We start from the raw sequence: 17,876 nt of genomic DNA, 5'->3' as shown, positions 1-17,876 counted from the left end.
GACGTGCCGGAAGCTATGGCCTCCGGCCCCGCTTGTGGCGCACCTCAAGGGCTGCGCACCCCCAGACCGTGCCGAGCAGCAGATAGACATGGCGCCAGTGGTCGATATCGATGACGTTGCCGATCGTCGCATGGCCGAGGACCGAAATCCAGGCGATCATCAGGAAGGGCTGCCACGGCCGGTCGAGCAGCAGGTATCGGAAGCCGAGCGCCAGCGTCCATATAAGCATGCCGACATAGCTGACGAAGCCGAGCCAGCCATAGGTGGTGAGTGATTTCAGCCAGATATTGTGCTCGTCCTCGGGAAACATCGTGCCGAACACCAGCGGGCCGATGCCGAGCGGGCGCTCCATCATCATGGTGAAGCCGATCCGGTGACGTTCGAAGCGGCCGAGATGCTCGCCGTCATATTGCTGCACCAGCTGAGCGCGCGCCGAAAACAGTTCGGCGACCTTTGGGATCTGCAGCGCCACCAGCAGCGAGGCGACGAGCATGATGATCGCCGCCAGCGACAGCACCAGCACCCTCAGGCGAAAGGCGCCGCTGCGCTCCTTGAGCAGCATGATGAAGATCAGGAGCGCCACGCCGAGGGCGAAGAGCCCCCAGGCAGCGCGGGAAAAGGACAGGAAGATGCCAAGCGCAAGCACCAGCAGGGCGAGGGCCTTCAGCGGCGATTTCCTCAGGTCGCCGACGAGGATGCCGTGAACGAGATAGAGCGACGGCGGCACCAGGAAGGGGCCGAAGACGTTCGGATCCTGGAAGGCGCCCTTGGCGCGGTCATAGAGCGTGAAGACTTCCGCGCCCGGAAAGGCGTGGAAATAACCGAGTATGCCGAGCGATGAGGTGGCGACGGCGGCGAAGGTCCAGGCGTTGAAGATCAGCGGCAGCCGCTTGTGACTGTCCTCGATGATCGCGGCATAGAAGACCGCCGTCAGTGCCAGGAAGGTCGAGACCGCGACATACATCGGCCCGGTCGCCAGATCCTTCATCTGCGTCAGCGACAGCATGCCGCCGATGTTGAAGGTGAGCAGCAGGGCAAGCAGCGGTGCGACGCTCCGCGAAATCCTGAGGCCCAGGATGAACCAGAGGCCGATCAGTCCCGCCATCCAGAGTTCGTAGGGCGCCGGCTCGTCGATCACGAAACCGGAGAGGAAGACGCCGAAGGCGACGAAAGCCGAGCCGATCAGGCGCAGCGTCATCCGCTGCGGCTGGGCGACACGGGGATATGTCGCCTCGATCGCGCTCAATAGGCATTTTCCGTGTTGAGCAGCCGGATCGGCGTCAGGAACAGGATCTTCAGATCGAACCAGAGCGACCAGTTCTCGATGTAATAAAGGTCGTAGGCGGTGCGGAACTTGATCTTCTCGTCATTGTCTACTTCGCCGCGCCAGCCGTTGATCTGCGCCCAGCCGGTGACACCGGGTTTGACGCGGTGGCGGGCGAAATAACCCTCGACGACATCGCCGAAGGCGCGATCGCGGGCCTGGGCGAGAACGGCATGCGGGCGCGGGCCGACCAGCGAGAGCTCGCCCCTCAGCACGTTGAAAAGCTGCGGCAATTCGTCGATGGAGGTCTTGCGGATGAAGCGGCCGACGCGAGTGACACGCGGATCGCCCTTGGTCACCGCGGCCTTGCCTGTGGGGTCGGACATGTTGGTGTACATCGAGCGGAACTTGAAGACGTTGATGATTTCATTGTTGAAGCCGTGGCGCCTCTGCATGAAGAAAACAGGGCCTTCGGAGGTCGCCTTGATGGCGATGGCGGTCGCGACCATCAGCGGCCACAGCAGCGCCAGCGCGATCACGGTGAAGAAGATGTCGAAGCCGCGCTTAGCGACGGAATCCCAGTCGCGGATCGGCATCTTGAAGATGTCGAGCATCGGCACCGTGCCGACATGCGAATAGGCGCGCGGCCGGAAGCGCAGCCGGTTGGCATGCGCGGCAAGGCGGATATCGACCGGCAGAACCCAGAGCTTCTTCAAAAGGTCGTAGATACGCGCCTCGGCCGAAAGCGGCAGAGCGATGATCAGCATGTCGATGCGCGTCAATCGTACGAACTCGACCAGTTCGGCCACGGTTCCGAGCTTCGGATAACCGGCGACCATGATCGGCGAGCGCTTTTCGCCGCGGTCGTCGAAAATGCCGCAAATGCGGATGTCGTTGTCATCCTGCTGTTCGAGGATGCGTATCAGCTCCTTGGCCGGCTCGCCGCCGCCGACGATGACGGCGCGGCGCTCCATGATGCCGTTGCGTGCCCAGTTGCGGATGCCGTAAGCGACGAGGAAACGCTCGGCCGCCAGGAAGAGCGCGCCAGCCGCAAACCAGGGCAGATAGGCGTCGACGACCATCGCCCATGTGCTGCCGCGAATGAGAGCGAATAGGCCGACAGTCAGGAGGAGCGCGACCGTCCACGACCCCAGGATGCGGGGGATCAGCCGGAGCTTGGCCCGAAGTGCCGGAATGGTGTAGGTGTCGCCGAGCTGCAGGCCGATGACTGTCAGGGCCGAGGCGATCGCCGCCATGCCGGTCCGCACCAGCGATGAATCGTTGCCGTCGCCGGGCCAAAAATAGTGGGCGATCAGGGCGATCGCGAAGAGCGCCAGGAACTCCAGCAGCCGCAATTGCCCGATGATGATCACCGGCGACTTGGTTCCGTCACGGAACTGTTCGGCGATCTGCCGGGCATAGGGATTGATTTCAGTCGGGTCGGACGGTTTTTCCTGACCCGCATCACTGCGCACCTCGATGTCGGAGACCTGCTTGCGCAGTGCTTCCACGTCGAATTGATCGCCTTTTTCCAGCTTGTTCATGGGGCTTTCGCTCGTTGTCACCAAGCGAATTACCAGAAAGCCCCTAAGAAATATTTACGGGGCGGCGGGCATTGCTCGTCCGGCGGCCGGATCAACGAGCTCATGGTACAATTTCAAGACATCGCGCGCCATGACGGCCGAGGAAAACACCGCCTTCACCGCCTCGGGCTTCGGCATCGTCTTGGCGTGCCAGTCGGGCGTGCTCAGCGTCTCCGCCATGACGCGGGCAAGATCGTCGGAATTTCCTGCCTCCACAAGGGCTGCGCTGTCGGCGCCGAGCACCTCGGGAATGCCGCCGACACGGCTGGCGATGATCGTCTTGCCGGCGCCGAGTCCCTCGAGCACGATATAGGGCATGGCTTCGGCGCGCGAGGGAACGACGAGGTTCTGCGCCATGGAGAAGGCTTCGTGGACCCGCATCGCCGGCAGCATGCCGATGCGCTTGCCGAGGCCGCGCTCGACCATCATCTCGCGGTAGCGGTCGCGATCCGGTCCGTCGCCGATCATCAGCGCCGACAGCGGCCTGCCGAGCAGCCGCTCGGTCTTGGCGAAGGCATCGACAAACAGATCGGGACCCTTGAGGTCCCGCAGCATACCCACATAGATGAAGTGCACGGCATCCGAGCGGGTGGGGATCGGCTCGAAATCGCGCTCGGCGATGCCGTTGTAGATCAGTCTGGTCTTCGTCCGCGGCTTACCCACCTTGCGCGCATAGGTGTCGCGCTCATATTCGCAGATGAAGACCAGCGCATCGGTGAAATATTCCTGCAGGCGCTCCATCCTCAGGACGAATTGTCCGCTGAGCGAGGAGCGCGAATAATGCAGGCTTCCGCCATGCGCGGTATAGAGGCGGGCTACGCGATACCTGTTCACCCGCAACGCTGAGCCGGCAAGTCGCGCGAGCACGCCGCCCTTGGCGCCGTGTCCGTGCAGCACATCCGGCCGCAAACTTTTGATCTTCTTGTATGTATCCCACATCGTCGCAAGGTCGGACGGGCTGATCGAACGCCGGATCGGCACGCGTGTCAGGCCGAGCGACAGATAGGGACGGATATCGTCGAACAGGCTGTCCTCATATTCGCCGCCGGTCGAGCTGTCGCAGAGGATGCCGACTTGATGACCGGCCTTGCTGTGCTCCTCGACCAGATCGCGGACATGGCGGAAAATTCCGCCGACCGGCGATCTGAAGCAATGGAGGATGCGGAGCGGCTTCTGTGTTGTCATCGCTCAGAAAAGCCGTTCGCGAACGTAGATCGTGTCGCCGGCGATGATCGGCCCCGATATGTTGATGCGGCCGGTCAGCACCTGTCCGTTGATCTTGCGGGTGACGTCGACCATGCTCTGGTTGGCACGGCTGGTGAAGCCGCCGGCGACCGCAATGGCGTTCTGCACGGTCATGCCGGGGACATAGGCATACTGGCCGGGTTGGCCGACTTCGCCCATGAGGAAGATCGAACGATAGCGATCGACATCGATGGTGACATCAGGATCGCGAAGATAGCCCTGCTGCAGTTTCTGGGCGATCTGGCCCGAGAGTTGCTGCAGGGTTCGGCCGCGGGCAGGGACCTGGCCGATGAGGGGGAAGGCGATATAGCCGGCCTGATCCACGGTATAGGTGTTCGTCAGGCTCTGCTGGTCGAAGACGGTAACGCGCAGCCGGTCGCCACTGTCCAGCGTATAGGGCTGGATGGTCGCCTCGTTGAAGGCCTTCGGAGCCGGCTTGTATGTCGTGCAACCGCCCAATGCCGCCGTCATGGCTGCAAGGCTCAGGGCCAAAAGGATCTTGGGCTGGACGACAGACATCCGTTGGTGCTCACAGAAAATGAACTCGGTAGAGCCGTTATCAATCCGTTAGGGTTAATGCCCGGTAAAGGCCGCTTGCAAATTCCTGAGTTCCTTCACAGGCCGTCGCTTATTACTCGGCAAGATTGCCATTAACCGTTGAGTTACCATGGTCGTTTACGCTTGCGGCACATTTGTTGTGGAGTAAGAGCATGTCCGGCGTAGCGCGTGATCAGGATGTGGACATCGACCTCGGCCAGTTGGTCCGCGCCGTCTGGGCGCGGCGGCTCAGGATTTTGGCGATTACGCTTGCGGGGGCGGGCATCGCCTTTGCCGGCGCCAAGATCATGTCGCCGCAATATCGCAGCGAAACACGCATCCTGATCGAACCCCGCGCGCCGGCCTTCGCCAGCACCCAGCAGGTCAACGACGCCGGCGCCGGCCCGCTGATGGATGAGCTGAATATCGCCAGCCAAGTGCAGCTGCTGCAATCGGCCGATCTTCTGAAGAAGGTCATCAACGACCTGAAGCTTTATAACCTGCCGGAATTCGACGATGCCGCCAACGGCTCGGCGATGAGCAGTATCATGGTGAAGCTGCATCTGAAGAAGAACCCGATGGAGAACCCGCCGGAAGAGCGGGTGATCGACGCTTTCGTCGAACGTCTGCAGGTCTACCAGGTGCCGGGTTCACGCGTCATCGGCATCAGTTTCACCTCCAAGGACCCGAAGCTTGCCGCCGCCATTCCGAACGCCATGGCCAATGTCTATCTTTCGACCCAGAGCGGCGCCAAGCTCGATTCCAATTCGGAAGCGACGCGCTGGCTGGAGCCGGAGATCGAAGGCCTGCGCCGCAAGGTCAGCGAAGCCGAAAAGAAGGTCGCCGAATACCGCACCTCGCACGGGCTGCTGCAGACCAACGGCACCACCACCTTTCCCGCCCAGCAGCTGAACGATATCTCCGCCGAACTGACCCGCGTGCGCGGCGACAAGGCCAATGCCGAGGCGAGGGCGCAGGCGGTGCGCAATGCGCTGTCTTCGGGCGAGGCCTCCGACACGCTGCCTGACATCATGTCGTCCCAGGCGATCCAGCGGCTGAAGGCGACGGAATCCGGCCTCCAGTCGCAGATATCGGATCTGCAGACCAGCCTTCTCAACAATCATCCGCGGCTGAAAAGCCTGCGCGCCCAGCTCGCCGACATCCGCACCCAGATCCGTCAGGAGACGCAGAAGATTCTGACGAGCATCGAGAACGAGTCCAAGGTAGCGGATCTAAGGGCGAGCGAGCTCGAGCGCCAGTCGGACACAGTGCAGGCCAACAGCGCCCGCGCCGGCGAGGACGAGGTCGGCCTCAATGCGCTGGAGCGCGAGGCGACCGCCCAGCGCCAGCTGCTCGAAACCTATCTGGTGCGCTACCGCGAAGCCGCTTCCCGCGCCGACAGCAATTCGAGCCCGGCGGATGCCCGTATCGTTTCCAAGGCCATCGAGCCGGTCGATCCCTATTTCCCGAAGGTGGTGCCGATCGTCGTCGTCGCTGCCGTCGCCACGCTGATCCTGAGCGCCATCGTCACCATGCTGGCTGAACTTTTCAGCGGCCGGGCGCTCCGTCCCGTCGATGCGACCTCTGAGACGATCGAGGCGGAAACCGTCGTCGAGGAGAGGATTGCGCCGCCGGCCGCTCCGGTTGTCGCTGCCGTCAGAAAGCCCATTCAGCCGAGCATGCTCGCCATTGTCGGCGACGAAGACGAAACGGATGCGATCGAAGACACCGAGGCCGCCGAGGAGTTGCCGGAAGACGACAATGAATTCTCCGTCGCCTCCGTTGCGGATTATCTCACGGGCAGCCGCGCGCCGCTGGCAATCGCAATATCTCCGACCGGTGACAATGGCTCGGCGGCAACGGTTTTGCTGACCCGCATGCTTGCCGATGCCGGCCGCCGCGTCATCCTGATCGACATGACCGGTTCCGGCTACCCCACGGAACTAATGGCTGAGGACCAGGCCGCTCCTGGTGTTACCGATCTGCTCTGCGGCGAGGCCGCCTTCGGCGACACGATCCACAGCGATCGTCTTTCCGACGCCCATCTGATCCCCCAGGGCCAGAGCGACGTGCGCCGCGCCATGCGCGGTGTCGACCGGCTGTCGCTACTGCTCGATGCGCTTGCCGCTGCCTATGACCTCGTGGTGGTCGAATGCGGTTCAGCCGATGTCGCCGGCGTCTCGCGGCTGACCCGCAGCCGTGATGTCGAGATCATCCTCTCCCTGCCGGAGATCGAGGAGACCATTTTCGTGACCCTGATGACGGAATTCCAGGCTGCCGGCTACGAGCGCGTCGTGCTGATGTCGGGCGGAGAAGGGGCTGAGCAGACGCTCGGCCAGGCTGCCTAAAGCATGTCGCGCAAAAGTGTGCAGCGGTTTTACGGCAACGACATGCGTAACATACAGACCGCTTAGCCGATGCGTGCCCGGATGCTCTGCGTGAATTTATAGAGCTTCGGGCGGGCCTTGATATACGCCTTGCCGCGGGTGACGATCCGGTGCGCGGCGCCGGCAAGAACACCGAATGGCGAGACCGGCAGCACCACGTCGTAATGCGCGGTCTCGACAGGCGCCCAGGATCGCTTGTAGGTCTGGTCGCCGAGGCCGAAATCGAACAGCGCTACCCCCTTGCCATGCAATCCCGAGATGGTCTGCCAATAGAGGAATTCGCCGGGGCTGGTATCCGGCACGAGTTCCTCATCGATCGCGCCGAATTGGCAGATGATATGGTCGCCCTTGCGCGAAATCCCTGAAATCGCGGCGATCCGGCCCTCATTCTCGCCCTTGAGCCGCAGCACATGCATCTGAAGCCCGAAATATTGCCTGCCGTCATCCCGCGTGTCGATCAGACCGTGCAGAAAGGCCTGCGTTTCCTTGTCTGCGAAGACGTCGGGCAGGCCGAGGCTGGCGAAACGGGCGCTCTTCAGTTGGAAGAAGATGTCGAGCAGGCGGTGCTGTTCTTCCGATGTCTCGGGGACAAGGTATTCGAAGCCGCCTGCCGCCTCGAGGCGTTTCGACTGAACGCGGAATTTTTTGCGCCGGTTCTTGGCGTTGAGCTGCTTCAGCGTCTCCTCGAATGCGGGAAAGAACGGCAGCTGATAGGCATGATTCTGGTTCTGCACCATTGGCAGGCCGGTAAGCGGGGTCTGTCGTCCCCGCCATTCCAGCGGAATATTCTGCAGCAGCAGCAGATCGGCTCGGCCCTTCAAGGCGTGCCGAAGCTGCCCCGCGAACTTCTCGGCGTCGATGCTGCCGCCGCTTTCGGCAAAATTTCGGGAAAACAGGCCGGTATTGATATTGCTGTGGTCGGCGGCGATGAACTTCGCCACGCCGAGCCCCCGCGACTTGACGATTTCGACCGGCAGGATGAAAGCCGTCTGGCCGGCATGAGTGCCTTTGAGGATCGCCAGCGGTCGCTGAAAGGCGCTCACCCAGGCGGCGCACCAGTCGTAGCTCTGATGCAGGGACTGGAGATTGTCGCGCTCCAGCGCCCGCCAGTCGTCCTCCAGCGGCTGCATCGCGTCGAAAACGCTGATGTCGATTTCGGCCATGGCGAGTTTCATGCTCAGCTCGCGCAGGCGTGAAATGGCCGTTTGGGCCAGCACCCCGTCCTGTGACTGCTGTTCATGAACATCGAGCTTTTGCGTCTGCACGGTTTTCTCCGGTCAAGAATGCTGAACGGGAAGGTAGGAATGCAGGACGTATATTTGGTTTACTCGCACGCGATGGGCGAGGTTTTCCGCCGATCACGGTTATTCGGCCGTTAATGGCCTATTGCTGCCGCGGTCCGGCCATCCATTTGATGATCACCATCGCCGGCAAGACCCACAGCAGACCGGTGAGCAGGAAATAGAGCAGGTGCCCCCACCAGGGCGCGTTGCCGAGCGTTGCCACCGCGATTGTATTCGCCACCAGCGCATAGACCAGCACGAGCACGATGATGAGGATCGTGCCGATGAATTTGCGGAGGCGGACGGGCATCAATTTTCTCTCGGCAGGGACGGGGCGGACCGGCGCGACGGCATGCCGCAAAGGTTCGGGGCTTGTTTTGCATGAGCCGGTGGGGCAAATCAACTGCCGGATAGAAGGAGACATCATGGCCGTCGCAAACCCGACCACGGAACAGGCGATTCTGAGCGAAGTGCGCAAGCAGAACCGCGACCGCCGCGCCTTGCGCTTCTGGCTTGGTTTCGTGCTCTTGGCGCTCTTCTGTCTCGTGCTCGTCGGCGGCGCCACGCGGCTGACCAATTCCGGCCTGTCGATCACCGAGTGGAAGCCGATCCACGGCGTCATCCCGCCGTTGTCGGCTGCCGAATGGGAGGAGGAATTCCGCCTCTACCAGCGCATTCCCGAATTTCAGCAATTGAACAGTTCCATGACCGTCGACGAGTTCAAGGGCATCTTCTGGTGGGAATGGGCGCACCGGCTGATCGCCCGCGGCATCGGCGTGATCTTCGCGCTGCCGCTCCTCTATTTCTGGCTGACGGGGCGGATCGAAAAGCGCCTGCGGTGGCCGCTCGTCGGCATCCTGGCGCTCGGCGGCCTGCAGGGCTTTATCGGCTGGTGGATGGTGTCCTCCGGTCTCTCCGTCCGGACCGACGTCAGCCAGTACAGGCTGGCGACGCATCTGGTCATGGCCTGCCTGATCTTTGCCGGCTGCATGTGGATCATGCGCGGGCTCTCACCGCATTCCAATGATCCGGCGCCGGCCCGCAGCTCGCGCGGTTTTGCCGCCGCGATCGCCATCTTCGCGCTGTTCCAGATCTATCTCGGCGCGCTGGTGGCGGGGCTCGACGCCGGTTTTTCCTACAATACCTGGCCGCTGATGGACGGTGCCGTCATCCCGTCGGATCTCTTGATCCAGCAGCCCTTCTGGATCAATGCCTTCGAGAACCCGAAGACGGTGCAATTCATCCACCGCGTCGGCGCCTATACGCTCTTCGCATTGGCGTTGATCAACATGGTGATCGCGCTTCGCGCCGCCCCCTGGACCACCCATGCCCGCCGCGCCGTCGTGCTTTTCTCACTGGTGACGCTGCAGGCGGCAATCGGCATCGCCACACTGTTGATGCAGGTACCGCTTCACTGGGGCCTGTTGCATCAGGCTGGCGCCCTGGTGGTTTTCGGTTTCGCCGTTGCCAACTGGCGCGGTTTTTACGGCGAATACCCGCATGGAACGGCAATTGCGGAGCGCGACTGAAGCGGTGTCGTAAACCAGTCTAACGCAGCACGCCATCGAGCAGCGGCATGCCGATGATCGCCGCGGCGGCGATTAGGATGTAGCAGGCGATGCGGAAGGTACGTTCCTCCGCGAACCCGAACAGTTTCGAGCCGCCGCAGAGCCCGAACGCGTAACTCGGCAGGATGACGGCGGTCAGCGCGAAGACGGCAGGCACGAACAATCCGCCGACATAATAGCTGATGGCGCTGAAGACGGACGAGATCGAGAAATAGAGCACGACATTCGCTCTGACGCGCGTGAAGTCGGTCTTGCCGCCAAGCCAGTAAGCGACGACAGGTGGGCCGCCAAGCTGCGCGGCGCCGCTGAAAAGCCCGGCGATCAGGCCGACGCCGCTGCTGAGCGGAGCCGAAGGCGCGCCGTGATAGCGCCATCCCGATGCGAGAAGCGCGAGCAGGGCGATCGCGATGATGGTGATGCTCCAGCGTAGGAGCAGCGGGTCGAGCAGCGCCAGCATCGCCGTGCCGGCCGGCACGCCGAGTGCGGCCCCGGTCGCCATGACGAAGACCTCGGGCCGGTTGGCCCGGCGCCAGGCGGGCGGGATCATGCCCAATGTGGCAATGCCGTCGATGACGAGCAGGATCGGCGAGACCAGCTTCGGACCGACGATTGCGCCGGCGAGCGGAATGAAGATCAATGCGGCGCCGAAGCCCGAAAAGCCGCGGGCGAGCCCGGCGATGAAGGCAAACGCCATCAGCGCATAGATTCCATGGTCGGGCAGGGCGGCGGCAAACCAGGCGTGCACGCCGGCGATAAGCGCATCGAGCGTCATGACGTCAGGAGGCGAGCATCAGGTCCATGTTCTGCACGGCGGCACCCGAGGCGCCCTTGCCGAGATTGTCGAGCAGCGCCACCAGATTGACCTGCGACGCGCCCGGCGTGCCGAAGACGAAGAGCTTCATCGTGTCCTTGCCTTCGAGTTCGACGGCGTTGACGCGGGCGAGCGCCTTGCTTTCGGCAAGCGGCACGACGGTGACGATGTCCTGTCCGGTATAATGGGCGGCGAGGGCGGCGTGGACGCTCTCCATCGTCGTGCCCTCGGCGAGGTCATCGAGATGCAGCGGCACCTGCACGATCATGCCCTGCGCGAACTTGCCGACCGACGGCGAGAAGATCGGCGCGCGATCGAGCAGGCCGTGCACGGTCATTTCTGGCACATGTTTATGGGTGAGCGGCAGGCCGTAGAGGAAATGCGGTGCGGTGATCGCATCCGGGTGATCCGGGTTTTCCATCTGCGCGATCATCTGTTTGCCGCCGCCAGTATAGCCGGAAACGGCATTGACCGTCACCGGATAACCATCCGGCAGGAGGCCGGCGGCCCGCAGCGGCCGGATCAGGCCTATCGCGCCTGTCGGATAGCAGCCGGGATTGGCGACGAAACGCGCGGCCTTGATCTTCTCGGCCTGTGCGCTGTCCATTTCGGCAAAGCCATAGGCCCAGCCGGGATTGACGCGGAAGGCGGTCGAAGTGTCGATGACACGGACATTGTTGTTGGCCGACACCATCTGCACTGCTTCCTTGGACGCGTCGTCGGGCAGGCAGAGAATGGCGATGTCGGCGCTGTTCAGCATGTCCTCGCGCATGGCGGCGTTGCGCCGCTCGGCTTCGGGAATGGACAGAAGCTCGACATCGCGGCGGCCGGCCATGCGCGTGCGGATCTGCAGACCCGTCGTGCCGTGTTCGCCGTCGATGAAGATTTTCGGTGCCATGTTAACCTGCGCTTTCAATGGGTTCAGGAGGTTTCCGGAGTCACTTTGAGATGATAGGTCAGCCTTGTGACACGGCGATGGCGCGTCGCTCGGCATGAAGCCCCAGCATATACATCGCCACCGTTGCCCCCGCAATGGCGGTGATATCGGCATGATCGTAGGGTGGTGATACCTCGACGATATCGGCGCCGCGGATATCGAGCTGGTGTAGGCGCTGCAGCACCGAGAGGATCTTGGCACTCGACGGTCCGCCGGCTACCGGCGTGCCGGTGCCCGGCGCAAAGGCCGGATCGAGGCAATCGATATCGAAGGTAAGATAGGCAGGCGCGCCGCGTGTATGCGAGATGATCGCCGAGGCGATATCGCCGGCGCTCATCTCCTCGACCTGGTGGCCGTAGAGAATATTGACGCCGCAATCCTCCGGCGCATGGGTGCGGATGCCGATCTGGATCGAGCGGTCGGGATCGATGATACCCTCGCGGGCGGCCCGCGCCACGAAGGAGCCGTGGTCGATGCGCCGGTCTTCGTCGAACCAGGTGTCTTGGTGGGCGTCGAACTGCACAAGGGCCAGGGGGCCGTGTTTTGCCGCATGGGCTTTCAGCAGCGGCCAGGTGACGTAGTGATCGCCGCCGAGCGTCAGCAGGAAGGCGCCGCTGTCGAGAATGACATTCGCCTGGCGCTCGATGGCATCGGGCGTGTCCTGATGATTGCCGTAGTCGAGCAGGCAGTCGCCGTAGTCGATCACGGCCATCTCGGCGAACAGATCGCGGTTGAAGGGATACTGCGCATCATTGTCGAAGATTGCCGAAGCGCGGCGGATCGCCTGCGGCCCGAAGCGCGTGCCCGGCCTGTTCGATGTCGCCGCATCGAAGGGAATGCCCCAGACGGCCACGTCGACGCCGGCGAGCTCCTTGGTGAAGCGGCGGCGCATGAACGACAGCGCGCCGGCAAAGGTCGGGTCGCTGGCGGCGGAAGTGAGGCTGGTCGCCGTGAAGGCATGATCAATGGACTTGTTCGCCAAGAGGGGCTCCTTCTCTATGGGCGCTAAACCATAGTCGCGTTCGATGTCGGCCTTATATCGGCCGGTCACCGGTCACGACCAAACCGCCGGGCGACGAAATAGGCTGCTCCGGACGGTCAGGTTTGCCTGATCTCCCGAACGGAACCGATGTTTCCTTTCGGGGCAGGAAAGGGGTAGGCGAGGTGGGGCGAGATTTCAAGCGATGCTTCGCTTGACGGCCGCTCCTGGTTTTCGAGCGGCCGCCTTTCCGCAGCGAGTTCGTCAGGCTGTCTTGCACGAAAGCCGCCGCAATCCGGCAAGGGTGATCAGCGCCGTCACGGCGGCATAAGCTGCCAGCGGCCAGGCGGTGTCGCCGTCGAGCAATACGACGAACAAGGTGCCTGCGACCCCGACCAGCAGGCTTTCGATGCAGAAATAGAGCGCCACCGCCGTTCCGGCGGTATCGTCGAACGCCTTGAGCGCACCATTGGCGGTGACCGCCGTCGCAAAGACGATGCCGATCGCGATGATCCACATCGGCAGGACGAAGCCGATGAGGGGTGCCTGCAGAAACATCTCTCCCGCGGCAAGCATCACGGCGCCGAGAAGCAACATCGCCATGCCTCTGGCAAGGCTGCCTGCGAAACCCCAGCGCGTGACGAAGCCTTTGGCAAAGCGCGCCGTCACGACCATCACCAAAGCCACCGAGGCAAAGATGAAGCTGAAGGTGATGCCGGAAAAGCCGGATTGATCGATCAAGATGCGAGGTGCCGTCGAAAAGAAGACGAAGAAGGCTCCCATCGCCGCGCTGAAGCCGCCTGTATAGACCCAGAACGGAAAGCTCGCCAGAATCGGCCGGAATGAGATGGTCGCCGCGGCGCCGGCAGGGCGGGTTTCATGCCACCGCATGCCGGCGTTGAGAATTGCGGCGACCGAAAGCACGCCGATGACGACGAAGATGGCTCGCCACCCGTAACGATCCGCGATCACCGCTCCGACGATCGGCCCGAATGCGGGCACAAAGGACAGCATGGAACCAAGCAGACTATAGACCACACTGCTTTCCGGGCGCTCGGCATAGACGTCGCGCACCGTTGCGAAGGTGGCGACCAGCGCTGCTGAGGCTCCGATGGCCTGCAGCAATCGCAGGGCCATGAAGAGAGAGGCCGATGAGGTTCCGGCAAGCAGGAGGGATGCAGCGGCAAAGAGTGCCGCCCCGCCGAGCAGAACGGGCCGCCGCCCGACGATATCGGAGATGGGTCCAAAGACGATCTGCCCGACACCGAGCACAAGCATGTAGAGACTGAGGGTCAACTGAATGACGGCAGGCGACGTGCCGAGCGCCTGCGGCATGGTCGGGACGACCGGCAGATAGATGTCCATGGCAAGCGAGGCCAGGACGTCGAAAGGAGCCATCAGCAACAACGTCGCCGGCACGGAATAAGTCCAGGACGGAATTTTCGGATAAGACATGGGTAAGATCCGCTCAAATGATTTCATTCGGCGGCGATCTGTCTTTTCGTCAGGATCGGGATTGGCCGGACAGATGCCGCAACAACAGCGCAAAGTTGTTGCGGCTTACGTGTCTGCGGAATTGGTGGTTCCCATGATGCGACCTTGGTTGCGGCTCCGCGCATTCCCGAAGCGCTTTGCCTTTGTCTAGCAGCGTAGCGGGGATCGGCAACAGAGCGCTCCTCCTGCGCCGGTCATCTGGGTAAAAGCTGTGGTTTAGTCAAGCTTTTTCTAAAAGTAATACTTGCAGAAAATTCCGCGACTGCCTATGCAAGGCCGGGTTGCAGATTCTGCTCCTTATAGCCGGCACGAACATTATACTTTTGGGAATATTTAGGTGATTTACCGAAGAGAGATTGACGGCCTGCGGGCGGCCGCGGTGATGCCCGTTATTCTGTTTCATGCGGGCTTCAGTTTCTTCAGCGGCGGCTTCATCGGTGTCGACGTTTTCTTCGTGATCAGCGGCTTTTTGATCGCCTCGATCCTCCTTGAGGAAATGCGCAACGGCACCTTCTCGCTGGCGGCATTCTATGAGCGCCGCGCCCGCCGGCTCCTGCCGGCCCTGTTTCTCGTAGTCCTGTGCTGTCTGCCCTTCGCCTGGCTGTGGATCATGCCGGAGGAGTTTCGCGCCTTCTCGGACAGCTTGATCGCCACCAGTCTTTCCGGCGCCAATTTCCTGTTCTGGTTCAAGAGTGGCTATTTCGCGCCGGAGGCCGGAGAGGTTCCGCTGCTCCACATCTGGAGCCTCGCCGTCGAAGAGCAATATTACATGTTTTTTCCACTGCTCGTCATGGCCATGTGGAAGCGCAGGCCGGGCTGGCTCTTTGCAGTCCTGGTTGCGATCGCCTGTGCCAGCCTTGCCTACAGCGAGTGGGCGTCGCGCGTCTTTCCCTCGGCCAATTTTTATTTCCTGCCCTCGCGGGCCTGGGAGTTTCTGGCCGGGTCGATCTGCAGCTTGATGCAGTTGAAGGGGCAGAAGCGCGGCAGCGATCCGTTGTCGCTCCTCGGGTTTGGCATGATCGTCTTCTCAGTCTTCTATTTCGACGAAACCTCGCCCATTCCCTCCACACTCGCCTTAGTTCCTGTGGTTGGCGCGATGCTCGTGCTGCTCTATGCGAGACAGGGAACCTTAGTGGCGGCACTGCTTTCGACTCGCGCCTTCACCATGATCGGGCAGATCAGCTACAGTGCCTATCTCTGGCACCAGCCGCTTTTTGCCTTTGCGCGGATCCGCAGCATCGATCCGCCCCCGCTTGTCGTGATGGGCGCTCTCGCCTGTCTTTCTCTTGTGCTTGCCCATGTCTCGTGGCGTTTCGTCGAGCAGCCGTTCCGCAGGGGGGCACGCCGATTGCTGCCGTACACCCGCAGCCTGGTTGCATCGGTTTCGCTGATGCTGGCAGCCTTCATCGCCTTCGGTATTTACGGGCATGAGACGCGCGGCATTCCATGGCGCCTGCCGGCGCCGATCAAGGAATTCATGGCGGACAACGATTGGAGCAAGACCTGCCTACTCGAGGGCTCGTCGGGCTGGGATGCGATGCCGATTGACGACTGTATATTCAACGGCAGCCACGCGCAGACATACGCAATTCTCGGAGATTCCCTGGCATCGTCGCTGACGCCGGCACTGGCCAAGCGCCTGGACAGCATGAACATCGGCCTGCAGCAGATCACACACAGCTTCTGTGCGCCGGTTGCCGACGTCTCCATGGTTTCCCATCAGGCACGCGACTGCGGCGCCTTCAATGCTGCGGCCATCGACTATCTGGTCAAGAGCAAGGTGAACACGGTCTTTCTGGCCGCCTCCTGGAAGATCTTTTTCGAGCAGTCGCGCTATATGTTCAAGGGCGACGAAGTCGCGACATTGGACGGAGGGCAGAGGTTGAGGGATGCTTTCGACAGAACCGTCGGTGCGCTGACATCGGCCGGTATCCGTGTCGTCATCGTCTATCCGCATCCGCGCGGCGACACGGCGATCGCCGCTAAGGTCGCAAAGCTGATGCACAAGGGCACGCCGTCGCCGACGATCACGATCGCCCAGGATGAATTTCTCCAGCAATCGGCGCCTTCCTACACCTATCTCGACGACCCCAAAGACAGGCATGTCCTGCGTGTCGATCCGGCGAGGATTTTCTGCGGGAGAGAGATGGGGCGATGCGATCTGGCGCGTGAAGGCAAGCCGTTCATTTCCGACAAGGTGCATTTCACAACGGCGGGTGCCGAAGCCGTCGCCGACGAAATCCTGGTCACTCTCAGGCGAGACGGCATGACGGATGGGAACGGCATGGCAGCGCTCTCTTCCGACTGATGCAAGTCGCCGGAAGAGCTGGAGCGGTTCAACTTTTCACGGAAGCGCAGAACCACTCTCGTCCTTGTGTTTAGGCAATTCCCGGCAAGGCGCGTCGCAATCTTTCAGACGCGCTGCTTCTGCTTTTGTATGGGCCCTGCCGTTACCACAGGAACCGCTGCACGGTTTTGCGGCGACATGTTTTTGGGATGCTGAAGAGCGCGCAGCGCTACGATGGCTCTGCCCTTTTGTCAAAAGACGATTGCACAACAAAAAAAGGCCGGGTTGCCCCGGCCTTCGTAAATTCCGTCTGTCCGAGCGATTAACGCTTGGAGAACTGGAAGGAGCGGCGGGCCTTTGCCTTGCCGTACTTCTTGCGTTCGACGACGCGGCTGTCGCGGGTCAGGAAGCCGCCCTTCTTCAGCACCGAGCGCAGGCCCGGTTCGAAGTAGGTGAGCGCCTTGGACAGGCCGTGGCGAACGGCACCGGCCTGGCCGGAGAGGCCGCCGCCGGCGACGGTTGCGATGATGTCGAACTGGCCGTCACGGGCAGCCGCAACGATCGGCTGGCGCAGGATCATCTGCAGCACCGGACGGGCGAAATATTCCGCGAATTCCTTGCCGTTGACGATGATCTTGCCGGAGCCCGGCTTGACCCAGACGCGGGCGACGGCGTTCTTGCGCTTGCCGGTTGCGTAGGAGCGGCCGAGCGAATCGACCTTGCGGACGTGGGCCGGAGCAGCAGCTTCGGTAGCCGTGCCGAGATCCTTCAGGGAGGAGAGGTCAGCCATATCAGGCGCTCCTTACATTCTTTTTGTTGAGCACGGCAACGTCGAGGGCGACCGGCTGCTGGGCTTCATGGGGATGGTTGGAGCCGGCGTAGACGCGCAGGTTCTTCATCTGGCGACGGCCGAGCGGGCCACGCGGAACCATGCGTTCGACGGCCTTTTCGAGGACGCGCTCCGGGAAGCGGCCTTCGATGATCTGGCGTGCGGTGCGTTCCTTGATGCCGCCGGCAAATCCGGTGTGCCAGTAGTAGACCTTGTCGGAATACTTCTTGCCGGTGAAAACGACCTTGTCGGCATTGATGACGATGACGTTGTCGCCGTCGTCAACGTGGGGCGTGAAGGTTGCCTTGTGCTTGCCGCGCAGGCGCATAGCGATGATGGAAGCGAGACGGCCAACGACCAGCCCTTCGGCGTCGATGATCACCCACTTCTTCTCCACCTCTGCAGGCTTCTGGGAGAAGGTTGCCATAGTGAATACTCTCTTTTGAGACCCTTGGCCCGAGGGCTTGAAGGGCGTTTCTTGTTGCTTGGATTGACAGGCTTTCGGCATGCCAAAAAGAAAGCAGCCCGGATAGGCTGCGTTCTGCGGCGGTGTATAAAGGCAATGTGACATGGGGTCAACATTGATCTCCCCAATGCATGGAAAAAATTACAAGCAAAAACAATAAGTTATGTATGTGGTATTGTGATACCTTACATTTATCGGGCTGGAAG

Annotated in this window: 15 protein-coding genes; 3 read left to right on the top strand and 12 right to left on the bottom strand. The window is 61.9% G+C overall.

Annotated elements, in window-relative coordinates:
* Positions 1–13 precede the first annotated feature (13 nt).
* The 4 genes from ACS4RS_RS22240 to ACS4RS_RS22225 are packed head-to-tail and all read right to left on the bottom strand — an operon-like array spanning position 14 to position 4,611.
* The gene (locus tag ACS4RS_RS22240; protein ID WP_439009258.1) at positions 14–1,246 is read right to left on the bottom strand and encodes an O-antigen ligase family protein; all 1,233 of its coding nucleotides are present in this window, start codon (positions 1,244–1,246) and stop codon (positions 14–16) included.
* The gene (locus ACS4RS_RS22235; protein WP_439009259.1) at positions 1,243–2,808 is read right to left on the bottom strand and encodes an undecaprenyl-phosphate glucose phosphotransferase; all 1,566 of its coding nucleotides are present in this window, start codon (positions 2,806–2,808) and stop codon (positions 1,243–1,245) included. The genes ACS4RS_RS22240 and ACS4RS_RS22235 overlap by 4 nt, the downstream gene beginning before the upstream one ends.
* Before the next feature lie 54 nt (positions 2,809–2,862).
* Positions 2,863–4,032 (bottom strand): glycosyltransferase, encoded by a 1,170-nt coding sequence (locus ACS4RS_RS22230; protein WP_439009260.1) that lies wholly within the window; start codon positions 4,030–4,032, stop codon positions 2,863–2,865.
* A gap of 3 nt (positions 4,033–4,035) precedes the next feature.
* Positions 4,036–4,611, bottom strand: coding sequence for a polysaccharide biosynthesis/export family protein (locus tag ACS4RS_RS22225; RefSeq protein ID WP_003573986.1), 576 nt, complete (start codon positions 4,609–4,611; stop codon positions 4,036–4,038).
* Between the two features lie 191 nt (positions 4,612–4,802).
* Here ACS4RS_RS22225 and ACS4RS_RS22220 point away from each other — a divergent pair, with 191 nt between their 5' ends.
* The gene (locus ACS4RS_RS22220; protein WP_439009261.1) at positions 4,803–6,977 is read left to right on the top strand and encodes a Wzz/FepE/Etk N-terminal domain-containing protein; all 2,175 of its coding nucleotides are present in this window, start codon (positions 4,803–4,805) and stop codon (positions 6,975–6,977) included.
* A gap of 62 nt (positions 6,978–7,039) precedes the next feature.
* On the opposite strand, the gene ACS4RS_RS22215 is transcribed toward ACS4RS_RS22220, so the two are convergent.
* Positions 7,040–8,281, bottom strand: coding sequence for a GNAT family N-acetyltransferase (locus ACS4RS_RS22215; protein ID WP_439009262.1), 1,242 nt, complete (start codon positions 8,279–8,281; stop codon positions 7,040–7,042).
* Between the two features lie 118 nt (positions 8,282–8,399).
* Positions 8,400–8,609 carry a DUF2842 domain-containing protein gene (locus tag ACS4RS_RS22210; protein ID WP_003573983.1) on the bottom strand — a complete coding sequence of 70 codons (210 nt, stop codon included), beginning with the start codon at positions 8,607–8,609 and terminating at the stop codon, positions 8,400–8,402.
* Between the two features lie 115 nt (positions 8,610–8,724).
* On the opposite strand from ACS4RS_RS22210, the gene ACS4RS_RS22205 reads away from it, so the two are divergent.
* On the top strand, positions 8,725–9,828 hold the full coding sequence (locus ACS4RS_RS22205) for a COX15/CtaA family protein (protein WP_439009263.1): 1,104 nt from the start codon (positions 8,725–8,727) through the stop codon (positions 9,826–9,828).
* A 19-nt stretch (positions 9,829–9,847) separates the two neighbouring features.
* Here the strand turns inward: ACS4RS_RS22205 and ACS4RS_RS22200 are convergent, their stop codons facing one another.
* From ACS4RS_RS22200 to cml, 4 genes are all read right to left on the bottom strand, one after another.
* A complete protein-coding gene (locus ACS4RS_RS22200; RefSeq protein ID WP_439009264.1) occupies positions 9,848–10,639 on the bottom strand; it encodes a TSUP family transporter in 792 nt (263 codons plus the stop codon).
* A 4-nt stretch (positions 10,640–10,643) separates the two neighbouring features.
* Positions 10,644–11,576, bottom strand: a complete 933-nt coding sequence (argC, locus tag ACS4RS_RS22195; RefSeq protein WP_439009265.1) for an N-acetyl-gamma-glutamyl-phosphate reductase — start codon at positions 11,574–11,576, stop codon at positions 10,644–10,646.
* Positions 11,577–11,634: 58 nt separating this feature from the next.
* The gene (gene speB, locus ACS4RS_RS22190) at positions 11,635–12,597 is read right to left on the bottom strand and encodes an agmatinase (protein WP_439009266.1); all 963 of its coding nucleotides are present in this window, start codon (positions 12,595–12,597) and stop codon (positions 11,635–11,637) included.
* Positions 12,598–12,858: 261 nt separating this feature from the next.
* Positions 12,859–14,049 carry a CmlA/FloR family chloramphenicol efflux MFS transporter gene (gene cml, locus ACS4RS_RS22185; protein ID WP_439009267.1) on the bottom strand — a complete coding sequence of 397 codons (1,191 nt, stop codon included), beginning with the start codon at positions 14,047–14,049 and terminating at the stop codon, positions 12,859–12,861.
* Positions 14,050–14,425: 376 nt separating this feature from the next.
* Between cml and ACS4RS_RS22180 the strand changes: the two genes are divergently transcribed.
* Positions 14,426–16,396 carry an SGNH hydrolase domain-containing protein gene (locus tag ACS4RS_RS22180; RefSeq protein WP_439009268.1) on the top strand — a complete coding sequence of 657 codons (1,971 nt, stop codon included), beginning with the start codon at positions 14,426–14,428 and terminating at the stop codon, positions 16,394–16,396.
* Between the two features lie 301 nt (positions 16,397–16,697).
* Here the strand turns inward: ACS4RS_RS22180 and rpsI are convergent, their stop codons facing one another.
* Both rpsI and rplM read right to left on the bottom strand, forming a co-directional pair.
* On the bottom strand, positions 16,698–17,165 hold the full coding sequence (gene rpsI / locus ACS4RS_RS22175; protein ID WP_439009269.1) for a 30S ribosomal protein S9: 468 nt from the start codon (positions 17,163–17,165) through the stop codon (positions 16,698–16,700).
* Position 17,166: 1 nt separating this feature from the next.
* Positions 17,167–17,631 carry a 50S ribosomal protein L13 gene (rplM, locus tag ACS4RS_RS22170; protein ID WP_003573970.1) on the bottom strand — a complete coding sequence of 155 codons (465 nt, stop codon included), beginning with the start codon at positions 17,629–17,631 and terminating at the stop codon, positions 17,167–17,169.
* Positions 17,632–17,876 lie beyond the last annotated feature (245 nt).

Source organism: Rhizobium sp. F40D2 (genome assembly GCF_051810745.2).
Taxonomy (GTDB): Bacteria; Pseudomonadota; Alphaproteobacteria; order Rhizobiales; family Rhizobiaceae; genus Rhizobium.
Note: the sequence above shows the minus strand (reverse complement) of the source record. Positions and strands in the feature narration are given on the sequence as shown.